20 protein-coding genes and 1 tRNA gene are annotated in these 25,763 nt (G+C 59.7%); 9 read left to right on the top strand and 12 right to left on the bottom strand.

Annotated features, from left to right (window positions below):
• Window positions 1–12 precede the first annotated feature (12 nt).
• Together K420_RS19825 and K420_RS19140 are read right to left on the bottom strand one after the other, a co-directional pair.
• Window positions 13–3,723, bottom strand: a complete 3,711-nt coding sequence (locus K420_RS19825) for a PAS domain S-box protein (protein WP_051453154.1) — start codon at window positions 3,721–3,723, stop codon at window positions 13–15.
• Window positions 3,720–4,586: an alpha/beta fold hydrolase gene (locus K420_RS19140; RefSeq protein ID WP_051453155.1), complete on the bottom strand. Its 867-nt coding sequence runs from the start codon at window positions 4,584–4,586 to the stop codon at window positions 3,720–3,722. Before K420_RS19140 ends, K420_RS19825 begins: the two co-directional genes overlap by 4 nt.
• A gap of 210 nt (window positions 4,587–4,796) precedes the next feature.
• On the opposite strand from K420_RS19140, the gene K420_RS0114455 reads away from it, so the two are divergent.
• A complete protein-coding gene (locus K420_RS0114455) occupies window positions 4,797–5,141 on the top strand; it encodes an arsenate reductase (protein ID WP_035854859.1) in 345 nt (114 codons plus the stop codon).
• Window positions 5,138–6,019 carry an Hsp33 family molecular chaperone HslO gene (gene hslO, locus K420_RS0114460; protein ID WP_027458693.1) on the top strand — a complete coding sequence of 294 codons (882 nt, stop codon included), beginning with the start codon at window positions 5,138–5,140 and terminating at the stop codon, window positions 6,017–6,019. The genes K420_RS0114455 and hslO overlap by 4 nt, the downstream gene beginning before the upstream one ends.
• 230 nt (window positions 6,020–6,249) lie before the next feature.
• Here the strand turns inward: hslO and K420_RS19830 are convergent, their stop codons facing one another.
• From K420_RS19830 to K420_RS0114485, 5 genes are all read right to left on the bottom strand, one after another.
• Window positions 6,250–7,080 (bottom strand): HDOD domain-containing protein, encoded by an 831-nt coding sequence (locus tag K420_RS19830; RefSeq protein ID WP_027458694.1) that lies wholly within the window; start codon window positions 7,078–7,080, stop codon window positions 6,250–6,252.
• Window positions 7,077–7,451 (bottom strand): hypothetical protein, encoded by a 375-nt coding sequence (locus K420_RS0114470; protein ID WP_157275109.1) that lies wholly within the window; start codon window positions 7,449–7,451, stop codon window positions 7,077–7,079. Before K420_RS0114470 ends, K420_RS19830 begins: the two co-directional genes overlap by 4 nt.
• Before the next feature lie 86 nt (window positions 7,452–7,537).
• A complete protein-coding gene (locus K420_RS0114475) occupies window positions 7,538–8,944 on the bottom strand; it encodes an FAD-binding oxidoreductase (protein WP_027458696.1) in 1,407 nt (468 codons plus the stop codon).
• Window positions 8,919–10,241, bottom strand: a complete 1,323-nt coding sequence (gene rimO / locus K420_RS0114480; RefSeq protein ID WP_027458697.1) for a 30S ribosomal protein S12 methylthiotransferase RimO — start codon at window positions 10,239–10,241, stop codon at window positions 8,919–8,921. The genes K420_RS0114475 and rimO overlap by 26 nt, the downstream gene beginning before the upstream one ends.
• 45 nt (window positions 10,242–10,286) lie before the next feature.
• Window positions 10,287–11,672: an HD-GYP domain-containing protein gene (locus K420_RS0114485; protein ID WP_051453156.1), complete on the bottom strand. Its 1,386-nt coding sequence runs from the start codon at window positions 11,670–11,672 to the stop codon at window positions 10,287–10,289.
• Between the two features lie 123 nt (window positions 11,673–11,795).
• On the opposite strand from K420_RS0114485, the gene K420_RS0114490 reads away from it, so the two are divergent.
• The 6 genes from K420_RS0114490 (at window position 11,796) to K420_RS0114525 (ending at window position 18,129) form a co-directional block, all read left to right on the top strand.
• A tRNA-Val gene (locus K420_RS0114490) sits at window positions 11,796–11,871 on the top strand.
• A gap of 186 nt (window positions 11,872–12,057) precedes the next feature.
• Window positions 12,058–13,272, top strand: a complete 1,215-nt coding sequence (locus tag K420_RS0114495) for a tyrosine-type recombinase/integrase (RefSeq protein WP_027458699.1) — start codon at window positions 12,058–12,060, stop codon at window positions 13,270–13,272.
• Between the two features lie 234 nt (window positions 13,273–13,506).
• Window positions 13,507–14,769: a DNA (cytosine-5-)-methyltransferase gene (gene dcm / locus K420_RS0114505; RefSeq protein WP_027458700.1), complete on the top strand. Its 1,263-nt coding sequence runs from the start codon at window positions 13,507–13,509 to the stop codon at window positions 14,767–14,769.
• 3 nt (window positions 14,770–14,772) lie between these two features.
• Window positions 14,773–15,243: a very short patch repair endonuclease gene (locus K420_RS0114510; protein ID WP_027458701.1), complete on the top strand. Its 471-nt coding sequence runs from the start codon at window positions 14,773–14,775 to the stop codon at window positions 15,241–15,243.
• A gap of 14 nt (window positions 15,244–15,257) precedes the next feature.
• Complete coding sequence (locus K420_RS0114515; RefSeq protein ID WP_027458702.1) at window positions 15,258–16,652, top strand: type II restriction endonuclease; 1,395 nt, start codon at window positions 15,258–15,260, stop codon at window positions 16,650–16,652.
• Between the two features lie 356 nt (window positions 16,653–17,008).
• Window positions 17,009–18,129 (top strand): IS3 family transposase gene (locus K420_RS0114525; protein ID WP_157275099.1). Its coding sequence is split into 2 segments (ribosomal slippage): window positions 17,009–17,261 and window positions 17,261–18,129, totalling 1,122 coding nucleotides; the frame shifts between segments, so codons are not numbered across the junction.
• A 71-nt stretch (window positions 18,130–18,200) separates the two neighbouring features.
• Here K420_RS0114525 and K420_RS20220 read toward each other — a convergent pair.
• From K420_RS20220 to K420_RS0114540, 4 genes are read right to left on the bottom strand one after another with little or no spacing between them, the layout of a single operon-like run.
• A complete protein-coding gene (locus K420_RS20220) occupies window positions 18,201–18,638 on the bottom strand; it encodes an EcoRII N-terminal effector-binding domain-containing protein (RefSeq protein WP_084019667.1) in 438 nt (145 codons plus the stop codon).
• Window positions 18,635–20,455 (bottom strand): DEAD/DEAH box helicase, encoded by a 1,821-nt coding sequence (locus K420_RS0114530; RefSeq protein WP_027458703.1) that lies wholly within the window; start codon window positions 20,453–20,455, stop codon window positions 18,635–18,637. The genes K420_RS20220 and K420_RS0114530 overlap by 4 nt, the downstream gene beginning before the upstream one ends.
• Entirely contained in the window at window positions 20,448–21,290 is an 843-nt protein-coding gene (locus tag K420_RS0114535; protein ID WP_198293858.1) for an HNH endonuclease, read from the bottom strand. Before K420_RS0114535 ends, K420_RS0114530 begins: the two co-directional genes overlap by 8 nt.
• The gene (locus tag K420_RS0114540; protein ID WP_198293902.1) at window positions 21,274–22,875 is read right to left on the bottom strand and encodes an ATP-binding protein; all 1,602 of its coding nucleotides are present in this window, start codon (window positions 22,873–22,875) and stop codon (window positions 21,274–21,276) included. Before K420_RS0114540 ends, K420_RS0114535 begins: the two co-directional genes overlap by 17 nt.
• On the opposite strand from K420_RS0114540, the gene K420_RS0114550 reads away from it, so the two are divergent.
• A protein-coding gene (locus K420_RS0114550; protein WP_198293824.1) for an IS3 family transposase occupies window positions 22,846–23,933 on the top strand; the annotation gives its coding sequence in 2 pieces (ribosomal slippage) (window positions 22,846–23,098 and window positions 23,098–23,933; 1,089 coding nt in all). The two genes, K420_RS0114540 and K420_RS0114550, sit on opposite strands and share 30 nt — an antisense overlap.
• An 867-nt stretch (window positions 23,934–24,800) precedes the next feature.
• Here K420_RS0114550 and K420_RS0114555 read toward each other — a convergent pair.
• Window positions 24,801–25,763 carry a PP2C family serine/threonine-protein phosphatase gene (locus K420_RS0114555; protein ID WP_084019669.1) on the bottom strand — a complete coding sequence of 321 codons (963 nt, stop codon included), beginning with the start codon at window positions 25,761–25,763 and terminating at the stop codon, window positions 24,801–24,803.

The following is a 25,763-nucleotide window of genomic DNA, read 5'->3' on the forward strand; positions in this document are numbered from 1 at the left end:
GGGGGGTACGACTCAGTCCGCCGCGAGATCGTCGTGCAGTCGGCCGAGTTGCCCTGCCAACACGGCGATCAACGGCTCCAGATCGGCCAGCGCATCGCCGCGTACCTCCTTCATCGCTGCTTCGAGCTGTTCGGCCGAATCGGCCAGCGACACCGCCCCCAGTGTCGCACTGACGCCTTTCAGCGAATGGACGACGTGCAGCGCTCCGCTCAGATCGCCGGCCTCCAGACACTGCCGAATCTTGCCGGGATCGTCGCCATGCTGCTCGTCCAGCAACCTCAGGAGCTGGACGAAACGCTGGCCTTTGCCTTTCAGGATGCTCAGGCCGTGGGCCACATCGACCGCCCCACACGAAGCCAGGCGGCGCAGTGTGGCATCGATGCCGTCCCCGGCGTTTGCCGCAACGGCAGCCACGACGGATGCCGGACGGCTCGCTGGTGCCTGTCGCGGCAGGAAGTCGAACAAGGTCGAAAACAGGGCCGGCGGATTCACCGGTTTGGCGACGAAGCCATTCATGCCCGCCGCTTCGCAGGCGGCGCGATCCTCGTCGAAGGCGTTGGCGGTCATCGCCAGAATCGGCAGCGCCTGTCGGCCGGGTAGCGCCCGGATGGCCCGCGTCGCTTCCAGGCCATCCATCTCGGGCATCTGCACATCCATCAGGACCAGGGCGTAGTCGTTGGCAACGACCCGGTCGACCGCCTCACGGCCATTGCTGGCGACATCGACCACCAGCCCCGCGCCCAGCAGCAATTCGAGCGCCACCTCGCCGTTGATCGGATTATCCTCGGCGAGCAGTATCCGCCGGCCGGCATGCTCGGCCAGTACCTGTTCCTCACTGCTCGCCTGCTGGCGCGGGCTGGGCCGGCTGTCGCCGGTCGGCTGGCCACGGGTCAACCAGGCGGTGAACCAGAAGGTGCTGCCAACCCCGACGGCACTCTCGGCACCTGCCTCGCCGCCCATCATGCGGGCCAGGTGGCGGGTGATCGAGAGGCCCAGGCCGGTACCGCCGAAACGCCGGGTAGTCGAGACATCGGCCTGCTCGAAGGTGTTGAACAGACGCGACAAGGCCTCCGCCGGAATGCCGATGCCGCTGTCCGAGACCGAGAAACGCACCTCGCAGCGGCCTTCCTGTTCCTGAAGCAGCGAACAGCGCAGCGTGATGCTGCCGCGTTCGGTAAACTTGACCGCATTGCCGGCAAAATTGAGCAAAGCCTGCCGCAGGCGGGTCACGTCGCCGCGCAACCAGCCGGCACCACCAGGATCGACCGCAACCTGCAGTCCCTTGGCGGAGGCGGCTTCACCGATCATCGTCGCGACCTCGTCGAGCAGTTCCGTCGTCGAGAAATCGCGCACTTCGAGCAGGAGCTTCCCGGCCTCGATCTTCGAGAGATCCAGGATGTCGTTGATGACGCCCAGCAGATGCTCGGCAGCACCGGCAATCTTGTCCAGCCTGGCGATATCCGATTGACTGCTTGCCTCTTTGTGGAGCAAGTGCGTCAGGCCGATGATGGCGTTCATCGGCGTCCGGATTTCATGGCTCATGTTGGCCAGGAAGGCGGATTTCGCCACATTGGCCGCCTCCGCCAGCTCACGCGCCCGCTCGAGTTCGACCGTGCGCTCGGCGACGAGGGTTTCGAGATGGAAGCGGTAGGCGGCCAATTCGGCGGCGACTTGCTTGCGCTCGGTAATGTCTTCCTTGATCGCCACGTAATGCGTCGGCTGCCCGTCCTCGCCGCGGATCGGTGTGACGATCGCGAATTCGGTGTATTCGCTGCCATCCTTGCGCCGATTGCAGAATTCGCCTTTCCAGGTCTCGCCACGCTGGAGCGAATCCCACAAAGAGGCATACGTTTCCGCCGGCGTCTTGCCGGAATGCAGAACACGCGGGTTACGGCCGATCAGCTCCTCGCGGGCGTAGCCTGTCTGCCGGACGACTGCCTCGTTGACGTACTCGATGTTGCCGGTCAGATCGGTAATGACGATGCTCTCCGGACTCTGTTCGACAGCCATCGACAATTTGCGCACCGCGCCATCCGCCAACCGGCGCTCCGTGATGTCTTCCGTGAAGATGACGATGCCGCCGATACTGCCGTCATCCTTGTGCCAGGGGCGGACTTCCCAGTGCAGCCACAACGCGCCGCCATCGGCCCGTTCGAAGCGGTCAGCCGCGGCGCTCAGCACTTCGCCCGCCATGGCACGACGATGCACCGCCCGCCAACGCACGGGAATGTCGGGAAAAATCACATAGTGCGACTGGCCGATCAAGTCGCGCTCACCCAGACGGTAATCGTCCCGCCAGCGGCGGCTGACCGCCATGTAGCGCATCTCCCGGTCGAACATCGCAAGCGACGCCGGCGCATGGTCGATCAGCAACTGCAGGCGTTCCTGGCTTTCGCGCAATGCGGCATCGGTCCGCTTGCGCTCGGTGACATCGTAGAAAGTGGCCAGAAAGCCTTCCGGCATGGCGATTCCGGAAACGACCATGTCACGCTGGCTACCATCCCGGCAGGTGATGCGATACTCCTTTGGCACAATGTCGGAACCATCGCGCAAGGCAGCCGCCACATCCGCTTCCCAGGCTGTCCGGGCACGCTGACGGTCATCCGGATCGGGATACGCCAACGTCCACCAGTCCTCCAGGCAGTGAAGATCTTCCTGCTGATGGCCGAAAACCTGCATGAAACGCTCGTTTCTGGCCAAAAATCGACCATCCGGCGCAACATAAACCAGTGGCAGGGGAATCAGCTCGAACAAGCGCTGGAAGCGTATCTCGCTGGCCCGACGCTCGTCCGTCGCCTGGCGCAGCAGATCCCTGGCGCTGGCGATTTCCGCAATATCAAGCCGCACGCGCGGCGCCCCGGCCGGGTCGGCCAGGCTGCGTATCTGCCTGGCAAGCCGCCGGCTGGCGAGCATCGCGCCAACGAAACCGAGGGCGGAGGCGAACAGGATGGACCAGGCCAGCGGCCAGAAGGCCCGACTCGTGATCTCCTGGTAGGCAGATACCGGCACTTCGATGACGACCTGCCAGGCAGCCTGTTCCAGGGGAACGGCAAACCGATGATCATCTGCCAGCGCAGGGGAAACCGCGGTGCCCGGTGGCGCCCGACGGGCGATAACGGCGCCTGATCCATCGAGCAGGCTCAACGCCCACCCTGCTGGCAACACAAACTGCTCGATGCGCTCCTGGAGCGATGATGTCTCCAGGATGCTCAACAGCACCAGGCGCGGCGACCTGCCATCGCGCAATACCGGCACGGCGACGGCCAGCAAGGACGCATCTTTGGCCAGATCACCAACCTGCGGCCGACCGGTATTCAGCGCACTGCGAGCAGCACTCTTGCCCTGCGGGACGGGGAGCCTGGGAATTGGGCTGCCGAATGGCTGCTGCGTGGTGAACAGCACCCGTCCCTCCGCATCGGCCAGCGCAACATGGGTGCCGAAACTTTTCTGGAATCGCCGAGCTTCCTCGAAGATTTCCGGCCAACCCGCCGCAGTGTCGATCCGGGGCGACAGCGCCAGCGCGTTCAGGCCATTGACATACCACTGCAGCCGCGTATCCAGCGTCGACGCGATATTGCGCGCCAGATCGGCTGCTTCGCGCAGATGGCGGGATTCCTGTTCGCGCAACTGGTCGTTGGCCAACCAGGCGGCAAGCAACAACAAGGGGGCCATGCAGAGCCAGATCAGGCTCACCAGGTAGGAAGAGAGGCGGCGCAAGCTCACGCAGCCTCGCCCGGCGCCCCTGCGCCAGGAGGTGTTGCCGGAGGACAGCCATGAGCGGCCATGAAACGCTGCATGACGGCGATCAGGGCATCCGGCGCGGAGATGTGCGGCAAATGCCCTTCGGCGTCGATCACGGCGAGTTCGCTGCCTGCAATCTGCCGTTGCAGGTACTCGGCCACCGCCAGCGGCACGAAGTAATCGACCCGCGACTGGACGATCAGCGTCGGCAGCTTCAACTGCGACAGCATGCTCCGATGATCGCCCTGCAGGACGGCGCACAATGTGGTCAGCATCATGTCCTCGGGAACGCTGACCAGGGCGTCGGCCATCCTGTCGGTCGGCTGGCCGTGAGCGGCCCCCATCGCGTGTGCGGCGAACGCCTCGGCCCAGGAGCGGTAGTTGAGCCGGAGCGCCTCGTACACCTTTTCGATATCGCGGCTCGTAAAACCGCCCGTATAGTCGTCGGCATCGAGATAGCGTGGCGAAGCCCCGATCAGGATCAACTGGCCGAACCGCCCCGGCTGCCTTGCCGCGGCCAGCATGGCGGTGACCGCCCCAAGGGAGTGACCGACCAGCAAGGTGTCGTCCGGCAGATTGAGCGCCGTGCAAATATCGAGGAGATCCAGCGCATAGCCCTTCGCGTTGAGGTAGCGCACCTGATTACCGCGGAAATCGGCGAAGTTGGACGGCACGCTGCCGACATGATCGAAGGTGACGATGCGGTACTCCGCCGCGAAAGCCGGTGTGACATGACGCCAGACCAACTGATCGGTGCCGATGCCATTGATGAACACGATCGTCCTTGCGGCATCGGGCTTGCCGGTCACCGTGACCTTGTGGCGAACAAGTGGATCCGGAGTCATAGGCAAGGGCAGTTAAATATTAAATTCAACATCAATATGAATTTAAAAGCACCATAAAACAAACTGGCAATATTGTTGACTTCCTGTCGAACACCCGGCCGAAACGGGTGCGCTTCCGTCACAACCCCGCTCGCCATGCATCCTCTTTGGCCAGCCCGTTGCGCCTGATTCGTGAATGCTAAAATTCTCCATCCCACCGAGAATATAACCATGATCAAACTATTTGGCATCAAGAACTGCGACACCATGAAGAAGGCGATGACCTGGCTTTCCGGGCAGGGTATCGCCTACGAATTCATCGATTACAAGAAAGCCGGCGTGGCCGAGGCCAACCTCCCCGAGTGGGCGGCGAAGGCCGGCTGGCAGAAGCTGCTCAACACGCGCGGCCTGATGTGGAAGAAGTTGAGCGAGGCGGAGCGTGCCGATGTCGACGAAGCCAAGGCGCTGGCGCTGATGGCGCAATATCCGGCACTGATCAAACGCCCGGTGCTCGATACCGGCAGCCGGCTGATCGTCGGCTTCACCCCGGAAACCTACGCGGAGCAACTCCAATGAGCGCCAGTTTCGTTCGCCGCTTCCTCTTCGAAGGCCTCGATATCCGGGGCGCCATCGTTCACCTCGGCGATGCCTGGCAGGGCATGCAGGCCGGCCGCAATTACCAACCGACCGTCGCCCAATTGCTCGGCGAAACAGCCGCCGTCACGGCACTGATCGCTGCCCAGCTCAAGCAACCCGGCCGCCTGACGCTGCAACTGCGCGGCAACGGTCCGGTCCAGATGCTGGTCATGGATTGCAACGAGCAATTGCAGATGCGCGGCATGGCACGCAGCAACCCGGTCGTCCTGCCGGCACCGGTGCCCGATCTGCTCGGCGCCCACCAGGGTGGCCAGTTGCTGATGAGCCTCGATCTGCCGACCGCCCGCCAGCCCTACCAGAGCTACGTGCCACTGGTCGGCGACAGCATCGCAGCCATTTTCGAGCATTACCTGGAGCAATCCGAACAGCAGCCATCGCGCCTGTTCGCCACGGCCAACCGCCAGGCGGCCTGCTGCCTCTTCCTGCAGAAAATGCCGGACGCCGACCAGCGCGACCCGGACGGCTGGCACCGTGTCACCCAGCTGGCGTCCACGGTCAAGACGGCGGAACTGCTCGAACTCGACGCCGAAAGCCTGCTCGGCCGCCTGTTCCACGAAGACATCGCCGAACATGGCATCCGCCTCTACGACCCGCTGCCGGTGACCTACCACTGCCCGGAAAACTGGGAGAAGGTGCGCGACATGATCCGCGGCATCGGCCGGGCCGACGCCGAGGCCATCCTGGCCGAGCATGGCGAGATCGTCATCAATGACGATATCTGCAACCGGACCTACCGCTTCTCAGCCCAGGACGTTGCCGACCTGTTCGCCGCCAGTCAGGGCAAGGCCCTGAACTGATCCGGCCAAACGACGCGTACAGCCTGGCCCGGCGGCGCGACCTTCTCTAGCGCAAACGGCTGCACGCCGCAGCCGTTTCGATCGTCATTGCCCGTCTTGCTCCCCCGATCGGCCGCCAGTAGATCGACAGGCCCACGCTCTGCGACGAGGTCGACAGCCAGGCCGGGGCCTGGCTGTACCTTCGGCCAGCGCCCTGCCCTGCGCGCAAGCGAACGTCGACTCAGGGGGCGCTAACTGCAAGCGTAGGTGAAGCGGGCCCGGCTGCGGCCGATCAGGTCGGCCATTTCAGGCATCGCCCAGTTCAGGCCGAGATAGTCGAGCGCCGCCGCATTCAACGACAGCACCCGGTTATGCGGCGAGGCGGGAATGTCGAGCGCCCGGCTCAGCGTTTCGGCCAGGTTGATCACGGCCTCCAGCTTGCTATGCCAGATGCCGTCCGTCTCGTGGTGTCGCCCGATGGCCTGCAGGATGCTCGTCGGTAATTGCCAGTGGCTGGTCAGCAGTCGCCCGACTTCGGCATGATCAAGGCCGAAGGCGGCAGCCTCGTGCGCCAGCAACAGGCCATCGCCAATGGCCTGATGACGCACACGACGATAGGCCTCGGTATCGACGACAAAATACGCCAGCTGGCCGATGTCGTGCAGGATGCCGGCGATGTAGGCTTCGTCCGGCGACACACCGGGGACCAGTTGTGCCAGCTCCTGCGAAACGATCGCGACTGCCAGCGAGTGCTCGAAGAAGAAGGCCTGACCGCTCCCCTCACTGAGTAGCTTGTTGAGTCCGATCCGGACGATGATCTGCTTCAGCTTGTTGGTCCCGATCAGGGAGGCGGCCGCGAACAGGTCGGCGGTATCGGGCTGGGCGCGCAGCCGGCGCAGGCCGTTGGCAGCCGACAGGATGGCGGCAGCAATGACTGAGTCCTGACGAGCGATGTGCACCAGGCTGTCCACCGAAATGGTATCGCTTTGCAGGCGGTCGAGCAGTTCCGGCACGACGCGGGGAAAGGCTGGCAGGCGCGTGGCAATATCCGGGATCAGGGCTGGCGTAATCCGGTTCGTCATCGCTGCGGCCCCTGGGTGAGCAACAGGTCATACAGCGGCCGGCAAGACGGATCGATACCGCCCTGGCCGTCGGAAAAAATGATATCGAGACGCTGGGCATAAGCGGCACATTGCGCCCGCCAGGCCTCCATCTCAACCTCGTCCGGCGGCGGGATGGCGACCGCGACGCATTCGATGCCACGCGCATACAACTGACCAATCATCGACGGCGTCAACTCGCTTCCTTCGCCGAGCTTGAACGACAACACGCGATTGGCTACTGCCACCACGGGCCTGGCCAGCACCATGCCGGGCTCGAGCAATTCGACAGTCAACCAGCGGTGATCTGCGGGTAGCAGTTGTGCAATGTGCTCCTGATTCGACGGCGCCATCGGCAAGACTCCTTCATGACGAGGAGCCTATTATACCAATGAACGCAATTTTGTTACTTCCGAGATTTGTGATACTTAACACCGAATCAAATCAGCTTACCCGGATTCATCAGGCCGGCCGGGTCGAGTGCCTGCTTGATGCTGCGCATCAGTGCCATTTCGACCGGGCTCTTGTAACGCAGGATTTCCTCGCGTTTCAGTTGCCCCAGGCCATGTTCGGCCGAGATCGAGCCATTCAGGGCATGCACCAGGTCATGAACCAGAAGATTGACCCTCGGCTGGGCAGCCATGAAGGCCGCGTTATCCTGAGCATCGGCCTTCGACAGGTTGTAATGCAGGTTACCGTCGCCAACGTGGCCGAAGGCGACGACGCGAATGCCCGGGTAGGCCTCGCTCAACGCAGTATCGGCTCGGTGCAGGAACTCGGGAATGCGCGATACCGGCACCGCGATGTCGTGCTTGATGCTGACGCCCTCGATCTTCTGGGCTTCGGAAATGGTCTCGCGTAACGCCCACAGTTGCCGGACCTGGGCTTCGGAACGGGCCAGCGTGCCATCCATCACCGCACCGTCTGCCAGGCGCGCCGCCAGCCACTGTTCGACCGTCTCCGGATCGGCGTCGGAAAACTCGGCCAGCACGTACCACGGGCTGACCCCGCTCGGCCGGCAGGCCCCCGGAATGTGGCGCAGCACCAGGCTGAGCGCGGTTTCCGAGATCAGTTCGAAGGCAGTCAATTGCGCATCGAAGGCGCCCTTGGCGGCAGTGAGCAGGTCGACGGCGGCAGCTGGTGAAGCGACATTGAGCCAGCCCGTGGTTTGCCGGGCCGGCAGCGGATAGAGTTTGAGCACCGCAGCGGTAATGACGCCGAGCGTGCCTTCGGCGCCGATGAACAGGTGCTTGAGGTCGTAGCCGGTATTGTCCTTGCGCAGGCCGCGCAGGCCATCCCAGATTTCGCCGCTGGGCAGCACGACCTGCAAGCCGAGCGTCAGTTCGCGCATGTTGCCGTAGCGCAGCACCTGCACGCCGCCGGCGTTGGTGGAGAGGTTGCCGCCAATCTGGCAGCTGCCTTCCGACGCCAGGGCGAGCGGGAAGAGGCGTCCCGCCGCGTACGCTGCCTCCTGTACTGCCGCCAGCGTGCAACCGGCTTCGACGGTGATGGTGTTGTTGCCGGTATCGACGGCCAGCACGCGGTTCAGGCGGCCGAGGCAGAGCACGACGGCCTGCCCGGCCGCATCGGGGGTCGCCGCCCCGCACAGGCTGGTGTTGCCGCCCTGCGGCACGATGGGCACGCCGGCCGCTACGCAGGCCCTGACCACTGCCGCCACGTCTTCGACGCTGCCCGGCCGCACGACGCAGCGCGCCGCACCCCGGTAACGCCCACGCCAGTCGTTGACGAAAGGCGCGATGTCGGCCGGCTCGGTCAGCACCTGCGCGGCGCCGACGATGCCGACAAGGGTTGGGATCAGGTCAGGCGAGCTGGGCGTAGAGGTCATGGTGGTCGGCGTCGATGACCTTGACCTGCAGGAAGTCGCCCGGCTGGGCATCGAAATGGCCATCGATGTAGACCAGGCCGTCGATTTCCGGTGCGTCGGCCTTGGAGCGGGCGATGGTACCCTCCTCGTCCACCTCGTCGACCAGCACTTCGATCACCGTGTCGATCTTGGCAGCGAGCTTTTCCGCGGAGATGTCTTCCTGCACCTGCATCAGCCAGCGGCGGCGATCCTCGCGGACATCTTCCGGCAGGATCAGCCCGAGGTCGTTGGCGGCCGCCCCCTCGACCGGCGAGTAGGCGAAGGCGCCGACGCGGTCGAGCTTGGCATCTTCGAGGAACTGGATCAGCTGGTCGAAATCCTCTTCCGTCTCGCCGGGGAAGCCGGTGATGAAGGTCGAGCGGATGACGATTTCCGGGCAGATCGAGCGCCACTTGGCAATGCGCTCCAGCGTGTTCTCGGCCGAGGCCGGGCGCTTCATGGCCTTGAGGATCTTCGGGCTGGCGTGCTGGAAGGGTACATCCAGGTAAGGCAGGATCTTGCCCTCGGCCATCAGCGGAATCACGTCATCGACCGACGGATAGGGATAGACGTAGTGCAGGCGGACCCAGATGCCGAATTGCGACAGCGCGTCGCACAATTCCTTCAGGCGGGTCTTCACCGGCTTGCCACCCCAGAATCCGGTGCGGTACTTCAGATCGACGCCATAGGCCGAGGTGTCCTGCGAGATGACCAGCAGTTCCTTGACGCCGGCGCGGGCCAGGTTCTCGGCCTCGGCCAGCACATCGCCGACCGGGCGCGAGACAAGCGGACCGCGCAGCGACGGGATGATGCAGAAGGTGCAGCTGTGGTTGCAGCCTTCGGAAATCTTCAGGTAAGCGAAGTGGTCCGGCGTCAGGCGCACACCCTGCGGCGGCACGAGGTCGGTGTAGGGATCGTGCGGCTTGGGCAGGTGCTGGTGTACGTAGCCCATCACCTCGTCAGCGGCGTGCGGGCCGGTGACGGCGAGCACGGCCGGGTGCGTCGTCTGCACGATATCGCCCTTGGCGCCCAGACAGCCGGTGACGATGACCTTGCCGTTCTCGTTGAGCGCCTCGCCGATGGCATCGAGCGATTCTTCGACGGCGGCATCGATGAAGCCGCAGGTGTTGACGATCACCAGGTCAGCATCGTCGTAATTGGGCGACAGGTTGTAGCCCTCGGCGCGCAGCTTGGTGAGGATGCGTTCGGTGTCGGAACCTGCCTTGGGACAGCCAAGGGAAACGATGCCGACGGTCGGCACTTTCTGTTCAATAGTCATGCGAAGAAACCTTGTCCGGCGCGGCCGGCGAGCAAAAGCCGTATTTTACCGGCAGAAGGCATCCGGCAGGCGGTCGATGGCTTGCTTCAGTGCCGCGAAACAGGCGGGATCGATGGCGGTACCGACGTTTTCGGCCATCATCTCAAGCGTTTTCGGGATCGGAATGGCGCCGCGATACGGACGCTCGGCGGTGATCGCATCGAAGATGTCGGCCGTCGTGATGATGCGGGTTTCCAACGTGATCTGCTCTGCCGTCAGGCCGCGCGGATAGCCCTGGCCATCGAGCCGCTCGTGGTGGGCGGCGGAAACGACCGCCAGTTCGGCAAAGGCACTGATGCGGATCAGGATGGCCTCGGTGTAGGCGGCGTGCGCCTGCACCGCCGCCCATTCGTCGGCGTCGAGCTTGCCCGGTTTGTCGAGCACACTGTTGCTGACGCCGAGCTTGCCAACGTCGTGCAACAACGCGCCACGCTTCAGCCAGCGGCGACGTTCCAACGAGAGGCCGAGGGTTTCGGCGATCAGGTCGGCATACAGCGCGACACGGGCGCTGTGACCACTGGTGTAGGGGCTTTTCGAGTCGACGACCTGGCCGAAGGCAGCGGCAATGTCGTCGAGATAATCGTCATCGAGTTCGACGACATGCGCCGCCGGCTCCAGAGCGAGCACCGCAGTCATCACCCCGGGATCGGCCAGCTTCGCCCAGAAATCCTCGGCGACGGCCACCGCTTCGAAAGCGGCGACCAACGCCGGGTCGAACCAGCTGCCGGAACGCCCGCGCACCTCAGCCAGCGCGGCCTGCCGGCCGCCCGCCGTATGGAAAACGTCGACCACCTGGGCGAGCAGTGCAATGCGCGAAAAGAGCGGGATCGCCTCGCCGGCCAAGCCATCGGGGCGTCCCTGCCCGTTGAAATGCTCGTCCAGGCTGAAGATGCCGGCGGCAACGCGTTCCGGAAAACGCAGCTGACGGGCAATATCGGCCCCCCGGTGGCAGCGCGTCGAAATCAGCTCATCGGCGATCTGCCGGCCGTCCTTGAAGATCGTCAGCACACTGCGGAAACGCTCGGCCAGCGGCGCCTTGAGTCCGGTGTGGCCGAGCACGAAGCCGAGCACTTGCGGCAGGCTGTCGCCCACCGTCTTGAAATCGCGCTTGAAGGCGAGATCGTCGGTCAGGTACAGCTCGCAGATGCGCGCCGCGTTGCTGCTGCAGCCGAGATCCTTGAGCAGCAGTGTGTAGTAGAGATGCCACAGGGCATCGTCATCGAGCCCGATCTGTCGGCCGATATGCATGCCGATCCAGCAACAGCGTACGCAATGCCCCTCCGGCTGGCCTTCCGTGATGTCCAGCGCGTGACTGAGCGCCGAGATGAGTTCGGAAAGCTGCAAGCGGTCGGTCGATACAGCGGCGGCGGGATGGAGGAGACGGGCAACCATGACAGGAGATGATTCATCAGAATCGATAGAAATTCAATGGTCGATTCCCTGCCCCGCCTTCGGCCAGACCTCCGAATAAAAAGTCGACGCCGGGCGGATATTGGTTATAATGCGCGCCCTTTCGCGTCCTTAGCTCAGTTGGTAGAGCGTCGCCCTTACAAGGCGAATGTCGGCGGTTCGACCCCGTCAGGACGCACCAAATACCACTCCGATGAAAGTCATCGAAGTCCTGAAAACCCCGCTCCGGCGGGGTTTTTTATTGCCCAGTCGTCCAACAAGGTCTAAAGTTGATCCATGAAATACCATCAGCGGTGATGGTATTTCTGATGGTACTTTGCAGGGGTGATGGTACACACCCTGAAAACAGCCAAATTGGAGGCAAGACATGGCATTGACCGACGTTGCAATCCGTACAGCCAAACCGTCTGAGAAGGCCCGCAAGCTGACTGACGAAAAAGGCCTGTACCTGTTGATCCGGCCCAATGGCGGGAAGCTATGGCGGATGAATTACCGATTCGACGGAAAACAACAAACGCTCGCCATTGGCACCTATCCTGACACCGGACTCGCCCTCGCCCGAGAAAAACGCGATGCCGCACGAAAGCTGTTAGCTCAAGAAATCGATCCCTGCGCTCAGCGCAAGCAAGAGAAGCTGGAAAGAAAGATTGACCAGCAGAACACCTTTGAAGCCACCGGGCGTGAATGGATGAAGATCAAGGGCAAAGAGTGGTCTGACACCTACGCCCGGAAAACGAAGGCATGCCTTGAACGCCACGCCTTTCCGGTAATAGGCAGCAAGCCAATGAAAGACATAACCGCCCCCGAGCTTCTTTCCATGCTGCGAGCCATCGAGAAGCGTGGCACTGTCGACATGGCGCACCGTATCCAACAGCACTGTGGCGCGATCTTTCGCTTTGCAATGAGCATTGGCACAGTAGGCGCCGACCCCACCCCTGCCCTTCATGGTGCGCTCTCAACAGTCAAGACTGAGCATTACGCTGCGCTTACCGACCCCAAAGACTATGCAGAGCTACTGCGTAGCATCGACAATTATCGGGGCGAGGTAACTACCAAAGTCGCAATGCAGTTGCTGGCATACACCTTTCAGCGCACGAAAGAGATACGGTTTGCCGAATGGTCGCAATTCGATCTGGATGGAGCGTTGTGGCGCATTCCCGCCGAAGTCATGAAGATGCGAGAGGCACACATCGTTCCACTCAGCAAGCAAGTTATTGCCATCCTGCAGGAACTTAAAACGCTCACAGGCAACGGATCATTATTGTTTCCGTCGACCACGAATCGTAGCCGTCCAATTTCAGAGAATACAGTTACCTATGCCCTCGCTCGCATGGGCTTCAAAGGCCGCATGACTGGACACGGCTTCCGTTCTGTGGCCTCCACGATCCTGAATGAGCAAGGTTACCGGCATGACGTTATCGAGCGTCAACTTGCACACTCGGAGCAAAACCAAGTTCGCGCAGCTTACAACCGCGCAGAGTACCTACCCGAGCGAAAGAAAATGATGCAGGACTGGGCGAGCTACCTGGACAAACTGAAAACCGGAGCAGAAGTCATACCGTTAGTTGGCACAGCCGCTTAGATTCTGTGAGTCATAAGCCTGAGCACAATTCCGAAAACAGCGTTTTCCATGCGTACTTCGCTGCGTACTAGCGATTTATCCGCCAATTGGTCCAAAGCCCCCCCCCTCGCCATATGTAGAACCCCATCCACGCACCGTTCAATAAAACTGATTATATATACAGTGTCGCATAGACAATGGGACTGTTTGTGGTCATAATGTCCGCCATTATTCCCAGCGACGGCGGAGAAAAAAATGGGCGACCCGATGGAGATCGAGAATATTCTTGCCGAAGCGCGCAAGGCTTGGACACAGAAAGACCTCGCGGACCTTCTCGGCGTGGATGCGAAGACAGTCTCCCGCTGGGAGAGCGGCAAGGTCCCACCTCCAGCAATGGTCGGACTTGCGATCCGCGAACTACTGCGCACGAAGAGCGCGACCCCGCCCCCAGTCCTCGACAAGCGCCAGGAAGCCGATTTCACCTTCATTGACCTTTTCGCGGGGATCGGGGGCATTCGCCTCGGCTTCCAGCAGAACGGCGGCCGCTGCGTCTTCACGAGCGAGTGGAACACCTACTCGCAAAAGACCTATGAGGCCAACTTCGGCAAAGACCACGAACTGAACGGCGACATAACAAAGGTCCATGCCGACGAGGTCCCCGAGCACGATGTCCTTCTGGCAGGTTTCCCCTGCCAGCCTTTCAGCATCGCCGGAGTCTCGAAAAAGAACTCGCTCGGCCGGGCCCACGGTTTCGCCTGTGAGACGCAGGGAACGCTCTTCTTCGACGTTGCCCGGATCATCGAAGCCAAAAAGCCGAAAGCCTTCCTGCTCGAGAACGTCAAGAACCTGCTCAGCCACGACAAAGGCCGCACGTTCGACGTCATCCTGCGGACGCTGCGGGACGAACTAGGCTACACCGTCCAAGCCAAGGTCATCGACGCAAAGCGCTTCGTCCCCCAGCATCGCGAGCGAATCGTGATCGTGGGTTTCCGCGAGGACACCGGCTTCTCTTTCGACGATCTCGAGCTTCCCGAGGAGGGGCCACGGCTCTCGTCCATCCTGCACCCCGAGGACGGTAGCGAGGAGGCCGAGGCCCCATTCACCGAGGGAAAAAAAGCCAAGGTCGCCGACAAATACACGCTTACAGACAACCTGTGGGCCTACCTCCAAGCTTATGCCGCCAAGCACAAGGCAGCCGGGAACGGTTTCGGGTTCGGCCTCGTCGGCCCCAATGACGTGGCCCGCACCCTTTCCGCGCGCTACCACAAGGACGGTTCGGAGATTCTTGTCTCAAGGGGAGAGGGAAAGAACCCTCGGCGCCTCACCCCCCGCGAGTGCGCTCGGCTCATGGGCTTCCCCTCCGACTGGAAAATCCCGGTCTCGGACACACAGGCCTACAGGCAGTTCGGGAACGCCGTGGCCGTCCCGGTCTTCTCGGCAGTCGCCGCCCACATGAGGCCCCACATCCTCTCCCTGATCGAGAAGGACGCGGGAACACCGCGATTGTTCGCTGCATAGCCCATGGTAGACATAGTCCCTCCGGAGATGCGCTCGCGCATGATGGCGGGGATCAAGGGGAGGGACACGAAGCCGGAGGTCGATCTGCGCTCCAGGCTTCACCGCCTCGGGCTGCGCTTCACGCTCGGCTCAAAGCTGCCCGGGAAGCCGGACATGGTTTTCCCCAGGCACAGGGTCGCGGTATTTTTCCACGGATGCTTCTGGCACGGGCACGAGGGGTGCGCGTTGTTCAGGCTTCCGGGGACGCGGACGGAGTTCTGGGAAAAGAAGATCGGCGGGAACCGAGAGCGGGATCGGCGCGTCCTCGCGGAGCTTGCAGCCTTGGGCTGGCGTGTCGGGGTCGTCCGAGAGTGCTCGATCCGGGGCCGGGGACGGCGCGGCATGGATGAGGTCTGCTCGGAGCTTGCGGCTTGGATTCGAGGCTCCGGGGGCCTACTGGAGCTTGAGGGGATGGACCGGGTGCCCGGCGTTTAGTAGCATCCCGGTCCATGACAAAGACAAAAAAGGCCGACATATTCACCACACCCGAGTTTTTTGTGGAGAGCGAGCCGGACGGTCTCCTTGCCTCCGTTCTCGAGGACTCCGAGGCGCTCTACGTCAAGAAGCTCTCACTCAACGACTGGGATTGGGCACGACTTCCCGGTAAGCATCAGGGTGGAATCTATGTCCCGGTGGAAGAGCGAGATAGCGGGTTCTTCCCTCCGTTGGCTATCAAGGACCGGAAAAAGCCTGCTGCGGAGATTCGCGAAGCCTACTTCGAAATCGAATGGCCGACCGTCGGGGAGAGCAAGCTTGCCCACTTAGTCAACTTTCGGAGTAAAGGCGAGGAGACTCATCTCACCGGACTTCCCAAGCCTCCGTTTCGAGAGGTTTCCCCAGCGTCCCTTCTGGTCATTGGACTGCGGGGTGGTGCCTATCGCGCGGTAACGGTCGATTCGGAGAGCACGGACTACGACCTGCTCCACGACATGCTTTCGCTTCCGCCGGACTTTCGCTCCGGGGTTTTCACCCTTTCAGTAGTCAAGGCTGAACGTGAGGAGAAGGTCCTCTTGTTCATCGAGGACGCCGTAAAGGCGTTTTTCGAGGGCAGGATCGCAGAGCTTGCCGCAGCCCATGCCGCCATGCCCTCCACGACCGAACTTGCCCTAGCTGCCCGCAAGCGCTTCATGGAAGTGCACGGTATAGGTAAGCTGGACCCGTTCGCCATGGACAAGCCGGGCGATGCTCTGCGCGAGATAAGTCGGGGCGTGGAATACGAGATTTTCAAGGAGTTGCAGAGCCGCGGGCGGGCCCTCGACCTCGTGCGGATCATCCTTGGGGACGACCCCAAGGCGGTCTCGCCCGAAAAGGCTCTCCGGGCGATCATCCTCGAGTATCCGCGAATCGACGCCATCCTACTCTCCGCCGCCCAGCAGCGAAAGTCCCGCGCGGGCTACTCGTTCGAGCACCACATCGAGGCCATGCTAGAGGCCGGCAAAGTCCCCTTCGAGAAGCAGGTCGTCATCGAGGCGAAGAAGCGCCCGGACTTCATCCTGCCTTCCCTAGCCCTCTATGCCGCCCCGGACCGAATCGACAGCTGCGAGGCCCTTGTTTTGAGCGCCAAGACGACCCTGCGGGAGCGCTGGAAGCAGGTCGGAACGGAAATGAAAAACTGCGAACTCTACCTCGCCACGGTGGACGAGAACATCGCCGCCAACGCCATTGAGGACATGGCGGCACAAGGTATCAAACTCGTCGTCCCCGAGAGCCTGAAAACGTCAGACACGACAGAGTATAAAAAGCACTCGTCCGTCCTCTCGTTCAAGACCTTTTTCGAGGCCGACATTGCCGTGGAGCGCTGGCCTCTGTGGATGGCAAAGGGGCTTGTCGCGGCCAAGGCGTAGCGTGCCATCCCGGAACCGAACCTGAACACGTTTTTCGCCGTGGCCGCAGTGCACATCACGGGGCAGGAGGAGGCTGGTCTAGAAAGGTGTGACCGAACCGCGCACCAGGCGCGGCGCTCAGCCTTCGGCCATGTCCGCGAACGAGCTTGTAAAGAAGTTTGTGTAAAGCAGTCATTTCCATTCAGATCGATAAAAGACTTAGGCACCCCCGGTTTGAGGCTGCACCGGTTTTTGTACCAGCCTTAACTGGAAATTTCCGGCTCCGATCGATGGTTCATAGCGCCACTCCGACGTCCCCCCGGAATTGAGTAGCGGCTGACTTTAGAGTCCAATCTTTCACGATAAGGAGATTGGACATGAAGAAGCGATTCACCGAAGAACAGATCATTGGTTTCCTGCGGGAAGCGGAGGCAGGGATGCCGGTTGCGGAACTGTGCCGCAAACACGCCTTCTCAGAAGCGAGTTACTACCTCTGGCGCAGCAAGTTCGGCGGCATGAGTGTGTCGGACGCCAAGCGGCTCAAGGAGCTCGAAACGGAAAACACGCGCTTGAAGAAGCTGCTGGCCGAAACGATGCTGGAAAATGAGATCGCCAAGGAAGCCCTGAGAAAAAAGTGGTGAGCGCACCATCACGGCGTGATCTGGTGCGCTATCTGATCGACAAGGGGCTCAGCGAGCGAAGGTCATTGCGGTTTATCGGGATGAGTCCGAGCTCATTCCGTTACCGGCCGGTGACGGATCGCAATGCGGCTTTGAAGGAGCGGATCGTCACACTCGCCCAACGCCATCGGCGCTACGGAGCCGGGATGATCTATTTGAAACTGCGGCAGGCCGGCATGGTGGTGAATCACAAGCGGGTGGATCGGCTCTACGCCGAGGCCGGTCTGCAAGTGAGAAGGCGAAAGCGTAAGAAGATCCCTGTATCGGATCGCCACCCGCTAGAGCGTCCTTCTGCAGCCAATCAGGTCTGGTCAATGGATTTCGTGTTTGACCGGACGGCGGAAGGACGAGTCATCAAAAGCCTGACCGTTGTAGATGATGCAACGCACGAGGCGGTTGCGATTGTCCCGGAGCGTGCGATCGGTGGCATGCAACTCACCAGAGTGCTCGATCAGTTAGCCAAAACACGGGGATTGCCCAAGGCGATCCGGACGGACAACGGCAAGGAGTTCTGTAGTCGTGCCATGCTGACCTGGGCGCATGCCCGTAGCGTTCAACTCTTCCTCATTGAACCCGGCAAGCCCAATCAGAACGCCTATATCGAATCGTTCAATGGGCGTTTCCGGGATGAATGCCTGAACGAACACTGGTTCACCAGCCTACGCCATGCTCAGATTGTTATTGAAGGCTGGCGCCGTGAATACAACGAGGAGCGACCGAAAAAATCCCTGGGCGGTTTGACGCCTGCGGCTTATGCCAAATCACTCACCCAAAAATCGGGTAAATTACCCACGGACTCTAAAGCACTCTGCTACTGAAAACGGGGGGACGTCGACTCTTGAAAGAGTCGGACAATAACTTCATGGCCAGTGGGTTCCCTGTTTCCATATCAGTGAACCCGGGACCAGCCCGAGGTAATTCGAATCCGAAATGCCTTTTCGTCCTGCGGAGTAACAGATTCTGCTATGGGGCGGACGATCCGAATTTTGTAACGAGACCCCTCTTCTCTGGATATTTCGAAGGTATCGCCTTCACGCGCCCTAACTTCACGAAAATACTTCGTCATATAGGTGATACGATATTCATTCCGTGTGCCGTTTGGGTCATGAAGTCGATTGTTGTAGTAGACGAACCTGAAACGACGTAAGCCCCCAACTTCATCCTCACATTCGATCCATGCATCAGGGTTCTTCACTGCAGGATCGAGATGCGGCAGGAAAGCCAGAAGCTCCGCTTCCGATTTTGGAACGAGAATTCCACCTTGGTGTCCGCCGGTCGAGCCCACATCGTTGGCGCTAAGCATCTTGCTGAAAGTCTTTTTCGTCATATTTTCCTCGGTGCAATTTCGAGTGCACGTCTCAGATCGGTTGCATCCCTAGATGAAATGGGGACACTTTCATTCGCCAGTTCGCTTTTCCAAAGGGATCGATCAATCATCACTTCCTCCACAGTGTCCTTATAGAAAAGACGATATACCGTAACGGGTTGCGTTTGACCTCGACGATGGGCTCTAGCGCTTGCTTGGGCTTCCAGCGCCGGGTTCCAAACTGGAGTGAAGTGGATTACTACCGTCGCAGCAGTAATGTTGAGGCCGGCTCCGGCAGCTTTGGGGTTCAATACCAAGCATGCTGGGCCATCATGCGCCGCGAAGGCATCGATTATCGGCTGCCGCCTATCTTGCGGAGTCGAGCCATTGATTGCGCCCCAATGGACGTCACGAAACCCGGAGAAAGCATCTATCAACAAATCGCCGATCCGGTTAAACAATGAAAAAACAATTACCTTTCGCCCATTGAAAAATGCCTCTCGAATTAGATCTGTTGCACGTTCCATTTTTTGGGTCATTAGAGGATATGCGCGCGCACGCACGATTTCCGCATCCTCACCGTGGGTGTCGTTTTCATCAGCGCGTCGGAGCCATGGATGGGCGCAAACCAATTGCAGCTGAAGTGTTGCCACCAACGCACCTGCAACAGGATACTTGGCTAGAGTTTGTTTCCTGACCTGCAGGTAGTGCTCCGCCAGCAGATCGTCCAGTTCGAGGGGCACATCGATGTTGATGCGTTCGGGTAAATCACTAGCAACGTCAGCAACTCGGCGCCTAAGGATCAATGGGTCTGTGAAACGCCCAATAGCCTGTGCCGAATCAATATTGTCGGGATACGCCACTTCGAAGTCATGGCGTGAGCCAAGCAGGCCTGGAATGGCAAAATCAGCCAGAGACCAAAGGTCCAAAAGCCCGTTCTCTACCGGTGTCCCTGTCATGGGAATAGCTCGCCGGCGGGGGATGGTCACGATGGCCTGCCGCCGGTTCGAGTCCGGATTCTTGATTGCCTGTGCCTCGTCGCAGATCACCCATGACCATTCGAAAGAAGAAAAGATTGAGATGTCATTGACCATCGTGTCATAGGTAGTGATCACGACACTGGTCTTTTGAAGTCCCCGATAGACACCGGCCCTGTCCGGACCTCGATGCACCTTGACAGATATGCCTGCAGCGAAGCGCGCGAACTCCCGTACCCAGTTGGCTATAAGGCTTGTAGGGCAAACGATCAAGGCCGGAGCTTCGGTCTGCGGCGGTTCAATCAGCAGCAGTGCAATGATCTGGAGAGTTTTACCCAATCCCATCTCGTCGGCAAGGATCAGCCCCCCGGTATGGCAGATGGTTTCCCACATCCAACGGACACCGCGCGCCTGATACGGAAAAAGGACCGCAGTCAGACCGGGAACTGCAAAATTGTCATCGAGATTCTCAGCTGCAACCCGTCCCGCCTTGAGGAACGACTCACTAGGTTCTACGCCTATCGCGGTGTCCGTATTGCGCATCAGGCGGATCGCCTCGCTGTAGGGCATATTGTCCGGGTCTAAACCATTCAGCATCTCAGCGAATAGGCGGGCCGCATCGCGTGGTAGAGGACGGATCGTAGTGCCATCCAAGACCCAAGCGTGGCCATTGCCAGGGGCCAAGTGGATGATTCTGTTTCCGCCCTGCACACGGACACCTGCAAGACGCGCCACGATGTTCCGTCCGATCTTATCGATGAGAATGACTGGTGAGATCACGCGTTCCGAAAGCGTGAAGCCCTCGGGTGGCCTTACACGCAGCTCCTCGACAGTCTCCGGCAGGCCGGAAATATCAGTCACGGCAAGCCTCAATCAAGTTTCTGAGTTCTTCGATACTGATCGGGATCGGACGCTTCGTGTGGACCGCTCGGTGACAATTCGGGCACAGCGGTACCAGATCCGTTCGCGGATCGTACGGACGGGGTTTCACAAGCAACCCTACGGGTTCAAGGTGATGAACCTCAATTATCGAACCGGCATCTCCATACGTCAGCCTTGGCTCCGCACCGCAAGCCGCACATTTCTCGCCATGGAGGCGGATGCAAAGAAGGCGGTTCCGTGGGTTGCGTTCCCGCCGTTTCACGACAGACCGCAGTATGGCTCCTTCAAAAGCCGGTACTTCGTCGTCCGCAGGCTCTTCGATAACATCATAGCCAATGAGTTCTGCCATAGCAGCCATCATCGGCACGATTACATCTCTACATGTGGCGATGATCGCTGCGTCCTCCTGTGGATGCTCCTGAGCACGTATTGTCGCGGTCATCCTAAAGGTACCACCAGTAACGTTCCACTCGGCAAGACTTTGCCCGGGAGTTTCGACCTCGACGTCTGCCCGGATCGACCCCACCAATGCTCGCGCCAGATCAATATCCTCCGGTACGGCATTCCTGATCTGCGCAAGAACCTCTCCAGAGAAGTTGCCAAATGACAGTTCCACACGGTGCCCCTTCAGTCCAAAAGGGCGAAGATCGGCGACCGGACCATGCTTTTCATCCAGATCGTCAAACCAGATCCGTAGGCCGGAGCGAAGACCACTTCGGTCGACAGCTGCTGCCATAGCGGCGCCGGTCCCCTCTTCCAACTCCCTAAGAATCAGCTCCTTTTTGCCTGAAATCATCTCAGTCCGCTTCGTCACCGTTCAGCTCGTCCGGCTCGGGATCAGGCACTTTGCGCAACAACTTTCTTAGGTTGTTTGAGATTTCGGTTCGGATGTCCTCGAAGATGGGTTCCAACTCTTCATTGGTATTGTTCTGTTCAGCAACTGCGAAAGCCCAAAGAAGCAGGTCCATCCCTTCCACCGCGTAGCCGTTGGCCGCCGCCCGCTGGTAGATCTTCTGGTAGAAGTCATGATGCTTGTTGAGCAGAACCGCTGGCATATGACCGCTGTCGCCGGCACTTCGTAAAGCGGGCTGCCAAAGCTCACCTGTAGTGATGTCCTCAACTGCGTCGACAAATACTGTGTCAATACTAACGTGGCTTTGAATTGCCAATTTGATCGTGATCTTGGGACCTTGATTGTTAGCAATAACAGCCGATTGCGTCGCTGGATCAACCGAGGTTACTTGTGGTTTCTGCGCATTGTTTGTATCAGCAATGTTCTTATTTGCACTGGTGTGGTCGATCCCATGAGAGTTTGCGTGCTCACGATTCTTCCTGCGATAGCGCTGCCCCGCTTCACGGTAGATAGGTTGAAGCAGAGTGTGTAGGCCCTCTGCCAGTTCAGGGTGGAAGAGAATGCGGGACTTCTTCACGTCAATCCGGAATGCATCGTCCAGCTCATGACCGAAGTCAAATTCGATACGCAGCAACGAATAGTGCGGTTCGGGCACACCGAAAACTTCCATCCATCCGCCATCTTGGATCAGGCGACCCTCGCGATATACGTAAAAGCCCTGCGCGCGGTTCGCAATACGCGCATGGGTCTTTTCTTCTTCCTTGGTCATATCATTGCGATGCGGAAGAATCCATGCCCTTATTCTTGCGGTCTCCACCGAACCATCCAGCAATTCCACCTCGATGATTTGCTTCTTCTCCGGCAGGACTTGTTCTGAACGTGCCGGATAGAACGGGTTCCATGGTTCGATGGGATTCCCATTGATAACGATATTAATGTCACGCTCCCGTTCGTCCGCCTTATCGAGGAAGCGATGAAAAACGAGAGAAAGATGCTTCGCAAGACTGTCCGCGAGCCTACCGATGGCGGCCATCTCCTTGGCTCCGCCGGGTTCATATTCCTTAGTCAGAATTCGGTCGCATTTTTCCCAGATGACAAGGGTTCCCTTGGCGCCACACAATTCATCAAACATTTCACGTTCATCGGCGGTAATCGGCTCCCGAAGCATTGCCCATACCCCTTCATCGGCAACATGTTCGAGGTCCCAAGCAAGCTTTTCTAATTCTTGATTGGATGCCTTGCGTGAAATAAGGGTGTACTTAAGGCAGACAGAACTGGATGCAGTTTTCAACCCTAGGCCGAATTTTCCGAGACTTTCCGGATTTTCGCGAGCTGGAGCACCATAGCGCATTGCTGCATGAATACCTTTCGCGTCCATACCATGGCCATTGTCTCCAAAGTAGACTAATTTGCGTCCGTCATCGCGCAGAACGATTTCGACATTGATCGTGTGGTAATCCCCCCGGCCAATAAAGGCGGTCAGAGGTAGAATTTTCTCGTAAAGGGAGAGTTCTGCATGAAGAAGTCGAAGTTTTCGGACAGCCAGATCATCGAGGCGTTGAAGCGGGTCGAGGGTGGGCTATCGGTGCCGGAGTTGTGCCGGGAGTTGGGAATCAGCTCGGCGACGTTCTACAAATGGCGGGCGAAATACGGCGGCCTGGACGTGTCCATGATGGCCCGGATGAAGGAGTTGGAAGCCGAGAATGCGCGGCTCAAAAAGATGTACGCCGAGGAGCGCCTGAAGGCGGATATTCTGAAGGAGTACCTGGGAAAAAAGTAGGTCGGCCATCTCGCCGGCGTGAGATGGCCAAGGAAGTGGTGGCCGGAAAGCGAATTTCGATCCGCTTGGCCTGCGACATTTTCCAGGTGAGCGAGACCTGCTATCGGTATTCGGCCAAGAAGAATGCCGAGAATGAGGAAATCGCCGACTGGCTGATGCGGCTAACCGACAACCACCGCAACTGGGGATTTGGGCTGTGCTTCCTGTACCTGCGCAACGTGAAGGGCTTTGGTTGGAATCACAAGCGGGTGTATCGGATTTACCGGGAGTTGGAATTGAATCTGCGGATCAAGCCCAGGAAACGGCTGGGGCGGGAGAAACCGGAACCGCTGGCCGTGCCGACTGCCATCAACCAGGTGTGGTCTATGGATTTCATGCATGACCAGCTCGAAGACGGGCGCTGTTTCCGGTTGTTCAATGTGATCGATGACTTCAACCGGGAAGCCCTGGGCATCGAGATCGATTTCTCGCTGCCGGCCGAGAGGGTGATCCGTGCCCTGGAGCAGATCATCGAATGGCGGGGGAAACCAGCCGCCATTCGATGTGACAATGGCCCGGAGAACATCAGCGGCCTGGTGCAAAACTGGGCAGAAAAGCGGCAGATCAAGATGGATTACATCCAGCCGGGCAAGCCCCAGCAGAACGCCTACGTCGAGCGCTTCAACCGGACAGTGCGCTACGAGTGGCTATCGCAATATTGCTGGGCAGACCTCGATGAAGTCCAGCTCTTCGCCACCCAGTGGATGTACGACTACAATCACGACCGCCCAAACATGGCCTTGGGCGGCATCACGCCAAAACAGCGGCTGGCCATGGCCGCGTAGCTCTACTTCTGATCGCCCCTAATTCTGGGGGGATTACCGTGTCCGCCTTAGCAGCGATCGAGTTGTCAATGATGTCCGCGGCGGCTGTCTTGACGTTATAACCTGTGTCGCGAAGACCAAAAATCAGTCGTGGAGCGTCTGGTTCATTGATAAGGTCGTTCATTCCCAATCCTCTAGCTCTTAGTAATATCTTGCAGCTCTCAACGTTCCAACGACTACTCTGCACATTGGTGGCAAACAAGCATCTGGGCCTTTTTGAGCGTCCGTCCAATCCATCACATGTCGCCCAATTATACGCGCGGCATCTTAGCCGATTTCCTAAGCCGACAACATCGCTATCAGATTCAGACACTAGTGCTCACGAGAGCTTTGGCAGACGGACAGACTGCCAGTTTTGATGAGGCGAACTTCAGCTCTGGCTCGGGAACTCGCTTTCACTGCCAAGAATAGCTGGCGGTGGCGCCCATTCTTGGCTGAACAGCTGGAAAACGGGGGATTGCGGCCGGACCTATTGTTTTAGCCAACGACAGGAAAGGCCGAACAACGACCTGATGCCCATTGCAACAGGTCGGCCTTTGCGGTCATTGCCCCATAAGTATTGTTGGGCAGCAATGCGCCACCTCTCTACCATTCCGTCGTAGTCGTGGGCAATTACCGCTTTCCAATTCAGGCTACAGCAGATCCGAGCCCTCGGCTGACCTTCAACGCTCAGGCGGTGCAACGGCAGCTTACAAAGCGGAGCAGGCGTTCAGAACGCTGACTGAACGCGAACTCCTCGGCCAAAGCTGACATTCGACTCTGCTCCAGACTCCGACCGCTTTCAGACTCAAAGCAATCCTCTCGATGTGTGGATGAAGCCTGTTCAATTTACAACGAAAATTTATTAATCGCTCTGGCGGCGAGCACTATGGAACGATCATCCAGGCTTGTTCGTTCCCACATGGCGGGTTCATGAAAGGCAAGGGCAATTCTATCGATAGTGAATCTCTGTTCCGCCACGTCATCGAACCATTCGCCAAGGCGACTTGCCACTTTGCTACCGTCGTGGGAAACCAGTCGTTCCGCTCCACCGTCACTCATCAGGGCGATACCGAAAACTTCGCTGGCGGACAACACACCGAATTGGACGTCGCTTGTGCTTGCCGTATCAACAAAACAGGTCTGATTGGCAAACTCGCCCTTTGCGCTTGCCTGGTTACCTAGCGACCACAATCCTTCGGAATTCCTGGCCACAATGGCACCATCACCGACTTTCCACCAGAAGACATGGCGCTCGCCGATGACGACAACCTGCAGGGTTGCGCGAACGTCACGCACATCGCGTCGCTCCGTGCTCGCCAGGTCAGCAAGAAGCCCCTTCGCGTGCATCCGCAGCCTTTCTGCCCAGCGCGTCGACTGTGCCTGCGATGCGTCGTCATCGCCATCCAGCCAGGACGCGAGGTCATCTTCCAAGGTTCGCAAAAAACGGGTGATCCCGATGACCAGCGCCTGGGCACCACGCTCGCTGATGGCCGCAGAGCCCGCGCCGTCGCTTAAACCGAGAATCGGACGCGGCAAGTTGCGAAAGGCCACGGCGTCTTGGCAGGGTATGCCCTTGCGCCGGTGAGCCAATCCGATGACGGTGTCGCCACAAAGCTGCCAGTCCGTCATGGGTATCTTCACTGCTGCTGGCGCGCTGGTGGATGCCGGTGTATCGACTTCAGGTATGAGCAGTGGTGTGTCAGCTTCAATATCTGACATGGGGCAGGCATATGACGCTGGCGACGTGGTTGCGTTCGTGGCGACGACTTCGGCTTTACGCCGAAATAGGGGCTTGTGCGTGCGTGCCAT

Origin of the sequence: Dechloromonas agitata is5 (assembly GCF_000519045.1) — a bacterium.
Classification (GTDB): Bacteria; Pseudomonadota; Gammaproteobacteria; order Burkholderiales; family Rhodocyclaceae; genus Azonexus; species Azonexus agitatus.